A 13,674-nucleotide genomic window follows, 5' to 3' on the forward strand; every position below is an offset into this window, starting at 1 on the left:
ATGCAACACTAGCCAAAAGTCTAATGGCTAAATTTTGTCGACAGATCTACAGTAGGTTAATTGTATAATAACGACAGCGATATACTCATGAGCACACAAGAAATCACCACAGAATCGAATATAGAGCATTGGAGAGAGCAAGCAAAACTTGTTTCTTGGTATAAACAGCCCCAAAACATATTGTCGACAAATGACATTGGTTGGCATGATTGGTTTGCCGATGGTGAGCTTAATACAAGCTACCTTGCTCTGGATTATCATATTGAGCAAGGCAGAGGTGATGAAACTGCCTTGATATACGATTCTCCGGTAACTGAGCAAAAAATTAAATACACTTACGCACAACTTAAAACTGAAGTGGCTAAATTTGCGGGAGTTTTACAATCACAAAATGTTAGCAAGGGCGATAGAGTGCTAATTTATATGCCTATGATCCCTCAGGCGGCTATTGCCATGTTAGCCTGTGCGAGATTAGGTGCAGTTCATTCGGTTGTATTTGGCGGTTTCGCTGCAAATGAGCTAGCGGTACGTATTGATGACGCTAAACCTACTGTCGTTGTTAGTGCAAGTTGTGGTATTGAAATTAACAAAGTTATTCCCTATAAACCGCTATTAGATCAAGCAATAGAAGTTGCTGAGCATAAACCAAGTAGCTGTGTTATTTTTCAGCGACCGCAAGTGTCAGCCGAATTAACAGCCAATAGAGATTACGCCTGGCAGGAATTAATGAGCACAGCCAGTGAAGTTGAACCTGTCTCGGTAAAATCAACGGATCCTTTATATATTTTGTACACCTCAGGTACTACAGGCAAACCTAAAGGTGTAGTACGTGATAATGGTGGCCATGCCGTCGCTATGCTTTACAGTATGAAGAACATTTACGGTATGAGAACGGGTGATACCTTCTGGGCAGCTTCTGATGTAGGTTGGGTCGTAGGTCACTCATATATTGTGTATGGACCTCTTATGGCAGGTTGCAGCACTATTTTATACGAAGGAAAACCAATAAAAACACCTGATGCTGGTGCGTTTTGGCGTGTTTGTGCTGAATATAATGTCAATGCTTTATTTAGTGCGCCGACTGCATTTAGAGCTATTGCAAAAGAAGACCCAAATGGCAGCTTAATTCAAGAGTATGATCTATCTTCGTTAAAACGATTATATTTAGCTGGTGAGCGTCTCGACCCAGCAACTTATTATTGGCTACAAGAAAAAACTAACTTGCCTGTTATTGACCATTGGTGGCAAACCGAAACGGGTTGGGCAATAGCAACAACACCTTTACAAGCTGAAGGTGATGACTTTACGCCATTAAAAACCAAAGCAGGTTCTGCAGGATTTCCTGTAACAGGCTTTGATGTGCAAATACTTGATGCTCACGGTAAGCAAGTGCCCGCAGAACAGCAAGGCACTGTCGCCATTAAATTACCTATGCCTCCAGGTTGCTTAGCTACTATTTATAATGATGTTGATCGCTTCCACTCTGGCTACTTAAATACCTACCCAGGCTATTACATTACGGGTGACGGCGGTTATATCGATGAAGAAGGCTATCTGTTCATTATGGGTAGAACCGATGATGTCATTAATGTGGCAGGCCATCGCTTATCAACGGGTGAAATGGAAGAAGTACTTTCTGAACATAGCGCGGTAGCAGAGTGTGCTGTCGTTGGCATTCAATGTGAACTCAAAGGGCAAGTACCGCTAGGTCTTGTAGTCATAAAAAATGGCATTGAAGCCTCTGATAATGAACTATCGGGTGAATTAAAGCAGAAAATTCGTAATGATATTGGTGCAATCGCCTCATTGAAAGATTTATTAATTATTGAACGCCTGCCAAAAACACGTTCGGGTAAGATACTAAGAAAAACCTTACGGCAAATGATTGATGGTCAGCAAGTTGAAATTCCTTCGACCATTGATGATCCTGAAGTTATCAAAGAGCTTTCAGCCAAGTTTAAGCAAAATAAGGTTATGGCTTAGTTTTGAAAGCTAATAGTTAAGTCATTTTTTTAATGACAATTTTTTGCGGGTTGCTGATACTTTCTTCTGATCAGTAGCCCTTTTTTTTATAGCTTTTTTATTATCAACTTGGTATTTACTCGCTGAGTTTTTATCGCTTTTAATTGTTTTTGCTCTTTGTGAATTTGTGTCTGTTTGCTTTTTCTCTATGCTTTCTTTAGCTTTTGTTTGTTTTTGCGCACCGTCACTCGCTGTTTTTGTTGAATGAGCAACCGCTTCATTAATCTCAGTCATTTCTTTTTCAGTTAAATCGCGCCACTGACCTGGCTTTAATTTACCTAGTTCTACTTTCATAATGCGAGAGCGTTTTAGCTTAGTGACTTCATAACCTAAATACTCACACATACGACGAATTTGACGATTTAACCCTTGCGTTAAAATAATGGTAAAGACAAAACGACTTTTTACTCTAACAATGCAAGGCTTAGTGATAGTGCCAAGAATAGGCACACCGCGCGACATACGCTCAATAAATCGCTCACTAATAGGCTTATCAACTGTAACTATGTACTCTTTATCATGGGCATTTTCAGCACGCAAAATCTTATTTACAATATCGCCATCACTGGTTAAAAAGATCAGCCCTTCTGATGGCTTATCTAATCGTCCAATAGGAAAGATTCTTTCTTTATGACCAATAGCATCAATAATATTGCCTTTAACATGCCGCTCTGTAGTACAGGTAATGCCAATTGGCTTGTTATAGGCTATATAAATTCGATCAGATTTATCTTCTTTACTGGCAAAAATAGCTTTACCATCAACTTTCACAACATCGCCTGGCATCACTTTAGTCCCAAGTTCAGGATGCTTATCATTTATAGTAACTCTATTCTCTTCAATTAATTTATCGGCGCCACGACGTGAGCAAAATCCTGATTCACTGATATATTTATTTAGTCGTTTAGCATCGGTCATGGCAATTGGTGTTCTTATAGTAGCGGGTAAGTTAGTAAGGTACTTTCTAATTATTTCGTATTATACTAAAAATTAACCATGAATATAGCGAACTTAGTCTGATCACTATGTTAATTTTTGCCCACCGCGGTGCTAGCGGTATTGAACCGGAAAATACATTACGCGCAATTCGCAGTGCCCTTGATGCCAATGTAGATGGTATAGAAATAGATGTTCATCAGGTTGAAGATAAACTGGTCGTTATTCATGATCGATGGTTAAAACGAACCACATCGGGCAATGGACAACTAAAACACTACAGTTTTGAACAGTTACGCGCCCTTGATGCAGGTCATGGCGAAGTCATACCGACCTTAGATGAAGTGCTCGCGTTAACAGCAAAAAAATGCCTAGTAAATATTGAATTAAAGGGCATTAAGGATATCAAACTGCTCTTTGAGTATTTAGACAACGCGATAGCGAACATGAAATTCAAGCAAGAGCACATTTTGTTATCTTCTTTTAATCACCGCTTATTAGCGTTAATTCACCGAACAAGGCCAGAGTTTACTATTGGTGCACTCACCTCATGCTATCCACTTGAATACGCAAAGTTTGCTGAAAAGTTGTCAGCATATTCAGTACACTTAGATGTAGATTTTATCAGTGAGCATTTTGTTGAAGATGCTCACAATCGAGGGTTAAAGGTTTTTGTTTACACTGTGGATGAAACTGAAGACATTAGCGCAATGAAGGCGCTGGGCGTTGATGGCATTTTTTCAAACTACCCAACACGAAGTAAAAGCCATATTGCACATCTTATTAATAACTCAGATAGCTAATGCCTAGAATTCAACCTAAATAGCCTTTTTACCATTTTGGTATAACGCCATTAATGGGTTAACGCCAAATTGATAGCAAAGTTCAGCAGGCTGGCTAATATTCCATAAAGCAATATCGGCATCATAACCCACAGCTAACTGTCCTTTACTTTCACTTACCCCTAATGCTTTAGCGCCATGACAAGTAACACCTGCTAATGCTTCTGCTGGGGTTAATCTAAATAAAGTACATGCCATATTTAACATAAGTTGCAATGAACAAATGGGAGAAGATCCAGGATTGGCATCCGTAGCAATCGCCATAGGAACACCTTGCTCTCTCAACGCTGCAATCGGCGGCAGCTGTGTTTCTCTTAAAAAGTAAAAAGCGCCAGGTAAAAGTACTGCAGTCATATCTGCAGCTTTCATTGCTTTCACCCCATCCTCAGATAAAAACTCAACATGATCTGATGACAGTGCATTATATTGAGCTGCCAGCTTTGTACCACCTAAATCAGATAATTGTTCAGCATGCACCTTCATGGCTAGACCATGTTTTTTAGCACTAGCAAAAACACGCTCGGTTTGGGTGAGATTAAAACCAATATTCTCGCAAAAAACATCAACCGTATCTGCTAATGATTGCTCAGCGATTTGTGGCATCATTTGCTCGCACACCAAATCTAAATAGCCATCAGGGTTTCCTTTATATTCAACAGGTAAAGCATGAGCTCCCAAAAAAGTACGCTTAACCGTAACAGGCAAGCTCTCAGCTAATCTACCTGCCACTTTCAGCATTTTAATTTCAGTATCAACATCCAAGCCATAGCCAGACTTAACTTCAACGGTAGTGACACCTTGTTGATGCAATGCTGTTAAACGAGTAAGCGCACTTTGAAATAATTCATCTTCACTGGCGGCTCGAGTCGCTTTCACAGTAGAAACAATACCACCACCGGCTTCTGCTATTTCTTGGTAACTTTTACCCTGTAAGCGCATTTCAAACTCATTAGCGCGATTGCCACCAAAGATTATATGGGTATGACAATCAATTAAGCCAGGGGTTAACCATTTTCCCTGACCATCGATAACATCTACCACATCACTATCATAGTCAGGCAAGTCACTTTGTTTACCTAACCAGACGATTTTGTTATCACTTATTGCTAATGCGCCCGCTTTAATTTCACCATAACCATTGCCACCTTCGGTCATGGTTGCTATGTTTACGTTTACCCAAAGGGTCTGCCAATGCTGGGATTGAGTTGTCATAAGGTATCTTTTACATTGCTATGTTTATATCGGTAACTCTACCTGAGCAAAAGTAAACAATCAAGCTTGTATATACAACCATTGCGCTCTGGTTAAAAATATGAGATTGTAAAGACAAGTTCATAATCACTAAGCTTTATTTATGACTGCGATCGCATCAAATAAAAATAACAAACCCGCTAAATATACCATTATAAAACAGTATATTTGTGAAAATATCGAATCAGGTAATTGGCCTCAACACAGTAAAGTACCTTCTGAAAATGAACTCACTTTACAATTTAATGTGAGTCGCATGACGGCCAGACGTGCTTTACAAGAGCTAACAGAACAAGGGATTTTAGTGCGTTCTCAAGGAGCTGGTACCTTCGTAGCCACGTTTAAATCTCAATCTTCTTTACTTGAAATCCGCAATATTAGTGATGAGATTAGTGAGCGTGGCCACCTACACAAAGCCAAGCAACTTATGCTAAAGGCAGTGTCTGTCTCTGAAGAAGTAGCTATATTACTGAACTTAAAAAACAAAGAGCATGTCTACTTTTCACAAGTTTTGCATTTTGAGAACAACCAACCTATTCAGTTAGAGCAACGTTATGTTAATGCTGCATTAGTACCAGATTACTTATTGCAAACATTCACTGAGATAACACCACACGAGTATCTCTCCTCTGTTGCACCGCTAACAGAAGCTACCCATGAAGTTGAAGCTATATTAGCCACAGAAGATATTTGCCAGCTTCTTGATATAGAAACCACAGCGCCTTGTTTACAAGTAAAACGCCGTACATGGTCAAAACAGGGCATTGTCAGCTTAGCTATTTTGACATCGCCTGGTAGTAAGTATCGCTTAGGTAGCCATTTAGTTTTTTAAGCTAATTCTTAGCAGTTAGCATCATTCAATAAAAAAGCGCTAAGCCAACTTTTAAGTTAGCATAGCGCTTCTTTAATGGTTATTGCTTTGGTATAACTGTGCTAGAACGATAATTTATTTAAAATATCATCTTCCACTAAATTAGCTAAGGTAACCTTAAGTTTAGGTGTACGCGCCATCTCTCGTTTAATGGCAAAGTTTGCCTCTTCGTTACGTGCCCAACTACGACGAGCAATACCGTTGTTTACATCAAATAACAGCATTGATTTCAATCGACGTTCAGCTGCAATAGAGCCATCAAGCAACATACCAAAACCGCCGTTAGTCACCTCACCCCAACCTACACCACCACCATTATGGATAGAAACCCACGTAGCTCCACGGAAACTATCTCCAATGACGTTATGAATAGCCATATCTGCTGTAAAACGGCTACCATCATATATGTTTGATGTTTCTCTAAACGGTGAATCCGTACCTGAAACATCATGATGATCACGCCCTAAGACCACTGGGCCAATTTCGCCAGCTTCAATGGCATCGTTAAAGGCTTTAGCAATTTCCATACGACCTTGGGCATCAGCGTAAAGAATACGTGCTTGTGAGCCAACAACTAATTTATTTTGCTTCGCATCTTCAATCCAAGTGATGTTATCTTGCATTTGCTGCTGAATCTCTTCAGGCGACTCAGCCATGATTTCTTTCATTACACGCGCAGCAATCGCATCAGTTTTGTCTAAATCATCAGGGTTTCCTGAAGCACATACCCAACGAAATGGACCAAAGCCATAGTCAAAGCACATAGGGCCTAAAATATCTTGTACGTATGATGGGTATTTAAAGTCTATACCATTTTCTGCCATTACATCACCACCTGCACGCGATGCTTCAAGTAGGAAAGCATTACCGTAGTCGAAAAAGTAAGTACCACGTGCTGTGTGTTTATTTACTGCTTCAGCGTGGCGCTTCAATGTCGACTGTACTTTAGTTTTAAAGAGTTCTGGCTCTTCACGAATCAAACGGTTTGATTCTTCATAGCTAATATCTACTGGGTAATAACCGCCTGACCAAGGGTTGTGAAGTGAAGTTTGGTCTGATCCTAAATGAACATAGATATTTTGCTCATAAAAGGTTTCCCACACATCTACAATGTTACCTATAAATGCAATAGAAACGACTTCTTCATTTGCTTGCGCTGCTTTAACACGAATGATTAGCTCATCCATGTTATCAATTAATTCATCTACCCAGCCTTGCTGATGACGCTTAACCGCAGCATTAGCATTTACTTCAGCACATACGGTAATGCAATTAGCAATATTACCTGCTTTTGGTTGAGCGCCGCTCATGCCGCCTAAACCAGCAGTAAGGAAAATTTTACCTTGAGGGCTTTCTCCCTTGTTTAGCACTTTACGAAATGCATTCATCACAGTAATGGTTGTTCCGTGTACGATGCCTTGCGGGCCAATGTACATAAATGACCCCGCAGTCATTTGACCGTACTGAGTAACACCCAAGGCATTAAATTTTTCCCAGTCATCAGGCTGAGAGTAGTTAGGGATCATCATACCGTTTGTCACAACAACGCGTGGCGCATCTTCACTTGAAGGGAATAATCCCATCGGATGACCAGAGTAGATATGCAAGGTTTGATCACTTTCCATTTCACTTAAGTACTTCATAGCAAGTAAGTATTGAGCCCAGTTTTGGAACACAGCACCGTTACCACCATAGGTAATTAGCTCTTCTGGGTGTTGTGCAACAGCTGGATCTAGGTTGTTATCAACCATCAACATAATTGCTGCAGCTTGCTGACATTTTGCTGGATAATCAGTTACAGAGCGTGCTTTCATGTCATAGTTAGGCTTAAAGCGGTACATGTAAATACGACCAAAATCTTTAAGCTCTTGAGCGAACTCTTTTGCTAACTCTTCATGCCATTCTTTTGGAAAATAGCGTAAGGCATTTCTTACCGCTAATTGCTTTTCATCAACACTCAGAATATCTTTACGCTTAGGCGCACGGTTAGCATTTTCTGGATAAGGTTTCGCTTCAGGCAATTCATTTGGGATACCTTGTTTGATTATTTCTACAAAGCTATTCATGGTAACTCCTTATTATCTTTCTACGCTAACGGTAAATGCTTGAGATTTAACTAAAGCAATAATGGCATCAATATCAGGCTTTAATAATCTATCTTCTTCAAGCTTGGCAACTTTTTCCCTAATCACTTGATGGTTCAGTTCAATAATATCTGAACATTTGTTGGGGCGTCTAAAATCTACAGCTTGAGCCGCATACATCAACTCAATCGCAAGTATTTTTTCTAAGTTACCTAAAATTTGATTTAGCTTTCTACCTGAGATACTCCCCATAGAAACATGATCTTCTTGACCCATCGACGTTGGAACACTATCGGCAGAAGGTGGGAAACACAGTGACTTATTTTCAGTAACCAAAGCGGCTGTTGCATATTGTGGGATCATCATACCCGAATTTAAACCACCTGAAGAGGTTAACAAGCGCGGTAAACCATGTAAGCCTTCAAGCAATAAATAACAACGTCTGTCTGAAATATTACCTAACTCTGCAGCAGCAATTGATGTGTAGTCAAGTACCATAGCAAGCGGCTGACCATGGAAACTACCTCCTGAAATAGCTTCTTCTGAGCTGATAACAATAGGGTTATCAGTTACCGAATTCATCTCAATCTCTGCCAACTCTTTTAAATGATTGTAAGCATTTCTAGATGCACCGTGAACTTGCGGAATACAGCGTAAAGAATATGGATCTTGTACACGATCACACTCTTCATGATCTGCCATATTTTGTGACCCTTTAAAGAAGCTTCTCATACGCGCAGCGACTTCAACATTACCTGGGAATGGGCGTGTTGCGTGCAACTCCTCTCTAAATGGTGATTCACTGCCCTGCATGCCTTCAATACTCATTGCACCGGTTAAATCTGCGAGATCTAATAAATAACGCATTTTAGTTAAACCAGTAATGGCATGAGATAAAATAAACTGCGTACCATTAATTAACGCTAAACCTTCTTTAGCGTGTAATTCCATTGGCGCTAAACCATGCTCTGCAAGTAACTCAGCGGCAGGTATTGTTTTACCTTCTTCTTTTTTATCCCAGAATTCACCTTCACCGAGTAATGGTAAAAATAAATGTGAAAGTGGTGCTAAATCCCCCGAGGCACCTACTGAGCCTTGCTCAGGCACGACAGGAATTAAATCCAGTTCTAGAAAAGCCAACATGCGCTCAACGGTTTCTAATCGAATACCTGAAAAACCTTGGCTTAAAGCATGTACTTTAGTAATTAACATTAACTTAGAGATTGCTTTCGCAATAGGTTCACCAACTCCAACTGCATGAGTAATCAGTAAGTTTTTCTGTAATAAGTTAGTTTCTTCAGGGGTAATTTGCGTATCACATAAAGGACCGAAACCAGTATTTATACCGTAAACTGCCTTATCAGAAGCTGCCATTTTCTCAACGCGCTCTCTGCTAACTTTTATATTATTCAATGCTTCTTGGCAAAGTTCTGCTTCGATACTACCGTTCGCAATACCGTTAACAATATCAAGGTCTAGACGGTCGATACCATACTTAAACGTCATTTCAATGCTCCTAAATATTTTCTGTTTGATGTAACACTGCACTAAAGCATAGTGCTAAATGCTATTAATACATTTATTTTATCTTGTTAGGGATGTTTTATGAATGCATAATAATCGTAATTCATTCCGAATTTATCGAACTTAAATTTTTAGGTGAAAAAGATCATGACAACACTCAGAGGGTTAACAAATGCAAGTTCATGACGTTGATTTACGCTTATTGCGAATATTTGTCGCCATAGTGGAATGTGGCGGCTTATCAGCAGCCGAATCACGATTAAACATTGGTCGTTCTACCATCAGTTCTCATTTATCAGATTTAGAAGTTCGTTTGGGCTTAACGCTGTGTAAACGTGGTAGAAGTGGCTTTGAAATCACCGAATCAGGTCGAGTAACTTATCAAGCTTCCCTTGAGTTATTACAACAATGTGAAGCCTTTGCCAGTACAGTTGCAAGCTCCAAAAATGAACTTTCAGGTCGAGTAACCATTGCTACCATCGATACTTTTGTCAGTGATCCTCGTTGCGGTGTTCCTCTGGTAATTTCAGCGTTAAAAGCAAAAGGGGAAAATATTCAGTTTGATATCAATGTTTGCGAAGCGCGCGAGGTAGAAACTTCTGTGGCCAATGGTCGTTCATTAGTGGGTTTAGGGGTCAGTCGTCACCACCTTCGAGGGCTAGATTATTATCCGCTGCATAATGAAACTAACTTCCTGTACTGTGCAAAAGGTCATAAATTATTTGACTGTAAACCATCGCAAGTGACTAAATTACTTGAGTCAGCCGAGGTGATCACCAGTAACTATATGCGAGATAAAGAAGTACGAAATGACGGGTTAAATTATCAAAACAGTGCCACAGCCTATCATGATGAAGGCATAGCTCATTTGATTTTATCGGGTGAATTTATCGGGTACTTGCCTGAACACTATGCCAGTTACTGGGTAGATAAAGGCGTATTTAAACCAATTTTACCCGATAAGTACTCCTATCAAATCCCTGTGATGCTTATTTCCTCAAAAACTAACGCAATGTCGCCTTTAGCAAACGCCCTGATTGAAGAAATTAAACGCTGTCATGGTGAATAAAGTACCGTATGAATATTTTATGTATTGTTTTATTAAAATTTTACCATAAACTTAACAATAACAAGTCACAGTGAAGTGAGGCTTACTTGCTTGATCCTAGTTCAACTCAACATTTCGATGATTTCTCGCAACCAGTTTTAGTGGTTGAATACACTCATAAAAGCTTAAATCATAAGTTAGTGTATCAGAATAAGAGTTTTATTAAGGCCATCGGTTGGACACTTGATGAAATTCCTGACAAAGAGCATTGGTGGCAAAAAGCCTACCCCGATCCACAATATCAAAAGGTCGTTGAAAACCTATGGGAAATTGAAATGGAGTCCATTGACTTAAATGCGGATGAGTTTGTGGTGATTACCGTAAACATCATGACTAAGCATAATAAGATGAAGCGCTTTGAAGTAAGAACTGAATTAAAAAGTAGTGTTACTGAGGGTTATTATGCTGTTATTTTTGATGAAGTTAATACCGCGTGATTTACTTATAAACTAGCCTGAATAGCTTCTGCTGTTTTTAACGTTCTAATTTCTTGAAACAGTTCATCAGCTTCAACATATTGTAATTTTAGGTATTTAAGCCACTGTTTTATTCGATTTGGATAATACTTACTCTTTGCACCGTAGGTTTCATATTCCGTATACTTAGCCAATAATAACCGCACATCTTGCCATGGCATTTTAGTGCCTTCTTGCTTGATGACTTTGGCCAAATTAGGTACAGCTAAGGCACCACGACCTACCATAATATCGCTACAGTTTGATACTGCCCTACATTGCTGAGCATCAGCTAAATCCCAAATTTCACCATTAGCAATAATCGGTAAGTTAACTTGTTCTTTAATCTTTGCGATCCACTGCCAATGAGCAGGTGGCTTATAGCCTTCAACCTTAGTACGCGCATGAATAGTTAGTTCATTGGCGCCAGCAGACTCTATTGCTTGTGCATTCTCTATTGCTAAAGTTTTATCTTCATAACCTAAACGCATTTTAGCACTAACAATTGCATCATGAGGAACCGCCGCTTTTACCGCAGAGATTATTCGATACAGGTTTTCAGGATCTTTTAATAAAATTGCACCACCGCGACTTTTATTGACGGTTTTAGCGGGACAACCAAAATTAAGATCTATGCCTTGCGAGCCTAATTCAATGGCTTTAACAGCATTTTCTGCAAGGTAATCTGGCTCTTGCCCTAAGAGTTGTACACGTACAGGTGTGCCCGCCTTTGTGGTGCAACCGTACACGCCAGCATCTTTTAGCTCAGGGCATAATCGGTAAAAACCTTTGTCTGAAATGACTTGATCAACGACACGAACAAACTCGGTAACGCATAAATCATAACCGCCAACTTGGGTGAGTAAATCTCGCATGAGGTGATCAAGTACCCCCTCCATCGGCGCTAAAACAACTCTCATTATGATGGCTTTTTATTCGCTGTCAGCTTTGAAATAACAGCTTTTATGAATAAGTAAAATAGGATGCTAACAACAGCAATAATGACATGAGTGATCAGTGTTTTAATCTCACTGCTTTCTTGCCATAAAAACAAAGAGCCTCTTTGAGTAACGTTGAGAAAATCGAGCAAACTCACATGCAGCCACAAAGTAACAAATAATAATTTAGTTTGGTGACGCGCAATAAAGTCTTTCAAAAATGATCTCATATTAGTCAGGGAAACTTAATGCACTAGTTATGCAGGTATCGCGCTATTATAACCAAGCTATAAGGTCTGGGTAAACATATTGATAGCTTAACTCCGCTGCAGAGCGATTATCAGTAACAATACGAGTCGAAACAGGCTTATCACTTTCTTTAAACTCAGGAGCAGGTAAAGATAACGCTTTGGCGGCTACACCATAGTATTCTTTTTTAGTCGGATGAATAGCACAAACACCATTATAAACACCATAAGCATTTGAGTGGCTCATTAATGCTAATATCAGCCCAATAGCATCTTGCTGATGAATTAAATTCACTTTAGCGTCGCCATCAGCCAGAACAGTACCACGCTCTTGTCTACGCTTAATGAAAGTACCAGGATGACGATTTGGGCCCACTAACCCAGCCAACCTCAAGGTAACTGAATTATCACTAAAACCCAACACAGATTTTTCTGCCTGTTGCAGAATTTCAACTTTTTCTGCACTAAAATCAAGTGCAGTGTTTTCGTCAACCTCACCCGTTAAACCATTATAAATGGCCGATGAATTCAATAGGATAATGCGTTGTGTTTTTCCTCTGAGCTTTGCAGCAGCAACCACTTGTTCAACTTTGCTACCATAATCTGTTCTTTGGCGCTTAAATTGTGGGGTTATTGCGATGACCAAAGTATGTTGATTAAAAACATCATTGCTACTTAGTACTTCGGCTGTCTCAGGTAATACCAACTGACGGGCGGGAATTCCTTCAGCTATTAGTGACTCTACATTGTTAATTTGGCTACTCGTGCCAATAACTGAACCATTTTGCTGGAGTAAGTGCTTCGCCAATGGCTTACCTAACCAACCACAACCTATAATTCCTACACTACACTGTGTTGAATGCTCTGCATTAATTTCTGTCATTTCATTGCTCTTTAGTAATAGGTTGCTGCTCATATAACTTTATTTGCTTTATAACTTGAGTTGCTACGCCATTTGGTACAGTAAAAGTTAAGTTATATTGTTTAATTTTCCAGCCTTGCTTGGTTTTTTCTAAAACACCTGTACCTCGACAACGCCCATACTTTTCGTTGTAAACGATTTCATCAAATATTGCGACACTGCCTTGAGCAATAAACTCAATATGTCGCTCCTTCATGGTATACAACCAACCTTCACCATCAGCAAAGGCTGGCATTGCATACTTTTTAAACTCATCTTTTGACCAACGCTCGCTCGCATCAGTACCTAAAAAAACAGCATCATCAGAGAGCAAATTAAAATAAGTTGCTCCATCGCCAATAGCAGCCGCTTTATGAAATCCATCCAGCACGTTACTTACTTGAATTTGTGCTTGTTTATCACTATGTGCCTTTGTCACTACAGGAATACTAAGCAACAACATAGCCACTAGCCATATAACATTTCTCATTATT

General features: G+C 39.6%; 13 protein-coding genes. 5 read left to right on the forward strand and 8 right to left on the reverse strand.

Features of this window, described 5'->3' with window-relative positions:
* Nucleotides 1-87 precede the first annotated feature (87 nt).
* Nucleotides 88-1,983, forward strand: a complete 1,896-nt coding sequence (locus EPA86_RS09920) for a propionyl-CoA synthetase (RefSeq protein ID WP_140603289.1) — start codon at nucleotides 88-90, stop codon at nucleotides 1,981-1,983.
* A 21-nt stretch (nucleotides 1,984-2,004) separates the two neighbouring features.
* Here EPA86_RS09920 and rluF read toward each other — a convergent pair whose 3' ends face one another.
* The gene (gene rluF / locus EPA86_RS09925) at nucleotides 2,005-2,940 is read right to left on the reverse strand and encodes a 23S rRNA pseudouridine(2604) synthase RluF (protein ID WP_140603290.1); all 936 of its coding nucleotides are present in this window, start codon (nucleotides 2,938-2,940) and stop codon (nucleotides 2,005-2,007) included.
* 107 nt (nucleotides 2,941-3,047) lie between these two features.
* Here rluF and EPA86_RS09930 point away from each other — a divergent pair, with 107 nt between their 5' ends.
* Entirely contained in the window at nucleotides 3,048-3,761 is a 714-nt protein-coding gene (locus EPA86_RS09930; RefSeq protein WP_140603291.1) for a glycerophosphodiester phosphodiesterase, read from the forward strand.
* Nucleotides 3,762-3,776: 15 nt separating this feature from the next.
* On the opposite strand, the gene hutI is transcribed toward EPA86_RS09930, so the two are convergent.
* Nucleotides 3,777-5,012 (reverse strand): imidazolonepropionase, encoded by a 1,236-nt coding sequence (gene hutI / locus EPA86_RS09935; RefSeq protein WP_140603292.1) that lies wholly within the window; start codon nucleotides 5,010-5,012, stop codon nucleotides 3,777-3,779.
* A gap of 142 nt (nucleotides 5,013-5,154) precedes the next feature.
* On the opposite strand from hutI, the gene hutC reads away from it, so the two are divergent.
* Nucleotides 5,155-5,883: a histidine utilization transcriptional repressor HutC gene (gene hutC / locus EPA86_RS09940; RefSeq protein ID WP_140603293.1), complete on the forward strand. Its 729-nt coding sequence runs from the start codon at nucleotides 5,155-5,157 to the stop codon at nucleotides 5,881-5,883.
* Nucleotides 5,884-5,984: 101 nt separating this feature from the next.
* Here hutC and EPA86_RS09945 read toward each other — a convergent pair whose 3' ends face one another.
* Both EPA86_RS09945 and hutH read right to left on the reverse strand, forming a co-directional pair.
* Nucleotides 5,985-7,988 (reverse strand): urocanate hydratase, encoded by a 2,004-nt coding sequence (locus EPA86_RS09945; RefSeq protein WP_140603294.1) that lies wholly within the window; start codon nucleotides 7,986-7,988, stop codon nucleotides 5,985-5,987.
* Between the two features lie 12 nt (nucleotides 7,989-8,000).
* Nucleotides 8,001-9,512, reverse strand: coding sequence for a histidine ammonia-lyase (hutH, locus tag EPA86_RS09950; RefSeq protein WP_140603295.1), 1,512 nt, complete (start codon nucleotides 9,510-9,512; stop codon nucleotides 8,001-8,003).
* Between the two features lie 190 nt (nucleotides 9,513-9,702).
* Between hutH and EPA86_RS09955 the strand changes: the two genes are divergently transcribed.
* Both EPA86_RS09955 and EPA86_RS09960 read left to right on the forward strand, forming a co-directional pair.
* A complete protein-coding gene (locus tag EPA86_RS09955; protein WP_140603296.1) occupies nucleotides 9,703-10,599 on the forward strand; it encodes a LysR family transcriptional regulator in 897 nt (298 codons plus the stop codon).
* Between the two features lie 86 nt (nucleotides 10,600-10,685).
* Entirely contained in the window at nucleotides 10,686-11,075 is a 390-nt protein-coding gene (locus tag EPA86_RS09960) for a hypothetical protein (protein WP_140603297.1), read from the forward strand.
* A gap of 5 nt (nucleotides 11,076-11,080) precedes the next feature.
* Here EPA86_RS09960 and dusC read toward each other — a convergent pair whose 3' ends face one another.
* Genes dusC through EPA86_RS09980 form a run of 4 tightly spaced genes read right to left on the reverse strand, consistent with a single transcriptional unit; the run spans nucleotide 11,081 to nucleotide 13,670 of the window.
* Nucleotides 11,081-12,013 (reverse strand): tRNA dihydrouridine(16) synthase DusC, encoded by a 933-nt coding sequence (gene dusC, locus EPA86_RS09965; protein ID WP_140603298.1) that lies wholly within the window; start codon nucleotides 12,011-12,013, stop codon nucleotides 11,081-11,083.
* The gene (locus EPA86_RS09970) at nucleotides 12,013-12,249 is read right to left on the reverse strand and encodes a hypothetical protein (protein ID WP_140603299.1); all 237 of its coding nucleotides are present in this window, start codon (nucleotides 12,247-12,249) and stop codon (nucleotides 12,013-12,015) included. The genes dusC and EPA86_RS09970 overlap by 1 nt, the downstream gene beginning before the upstream one ends.
* Nucleotides 12,250-12,307: 58 nt before the next feature.
* Complete coding sequence (locus tag EPA86_RS09975) at nucleotides 12,308-13,162, reverse strand: NAD-dependent epimerase/dehydratase family protein (protein WP_140603300.1); 855 nt, start codon at nucleotides 13,160-13,162, stop codon at nucleotides 12,308-12,310.
* A 1-nt stretch (nucleotide 13,163) separates the two neighbouring features.
* Nucleotides 13,164-13,670, reverse strand: a complete 507-nt coding sequence (locus EPA86_RS09980) for a nuclear transport factor 2 family protein (protein ID WP_140603301.1) — start codon at nucleotides 13,668-13,670, stop codon at nucleotides 13,164-13,166.
* Nucleotides 13,671-13,674: the final 4 nt, after the last annotated feature.

The sequence above is a fragment of the Litorilituus lipolyticus genome, assembly GCF_006439335.1.
Classification (GTDB): Bacteria; Pseudomonadota; Gammaproteobacteria; order Enterobacterales; family Alteromonadaceae; genus Colwellia; species Colwellia lipolytica.

Coding starts and splice junctions, on each gene's coding strand:
- EPA86_RS09920 (WP_140603289.1), top strand. CDS start 88: ATGAGCACACAAGAAATCACCACAGAATCGAATATAGAGCATTGGAGA.
- rluF (WP_140603290.1), bottom strand. CDS start 2,940: ATGACCGATGCTAAACGACTAAATAAATATATCAGTGAATCAGGATTT.
- EPA86_RS09930 (WP_140603291.1), top strand. CDS start 3,048: ATGTTAATTTTTGCCCACCGCGGTGCTAGCGGTATTGAACCGGAAAAT.
- hutI (WP_140603292.1), bottom strand. CDS start 5,012: ATGACAACTCAATCCCAGCATTGGCAGACCCTTTGGGTAAACGTAAAC.
- hutC (WP_140603293.1), top strand. CDS start 5,155: ATGACTGCGATCGCATCAAATAAAAATAACAAACCCGCTAAATATACC.
- EPA86_RS09945 (WP_140603294.1), bottom strand. CDS start 7,988: ATGAATAGCTTTGTAGAAATAATCAAACAAGGTATCCCAAATGAATTG.
- hutH (WP_140603295.1), bottom strand. CDS start 9,512: ATGACGTTTAAGTATGGTATCGACCGTCTAGACCTTGATATTGTTAAC.
- EPA86_RS09955 (WP_140603296.1), top strand. CDS start 9,703: ATGCAAGTTCATGACGTTGATTTACGCTTATTGCGAATATTTGTCGCC.
- dusC (WP_140603298.1), bottom strand. CDS start 12,013: ATGAGAGTTGTTTTAGCGCCGATGGAGGGGGTACTTGATCACCTCATG.
- EPA86_RS09975 (WP_140603300.1), bottom strand. CDS start 13,162: ATGACAGAAATTAATGCAGAGCATTCAACACAGTGTAGTGTAGGAATT.
- EPA86_RS09980 (WP_140603301.1), bottom strand. CDS start 13,670: ATGAGAAATGTTATATGGCTAGTGGCTATGTTGTTGCTTAGTATTCCT.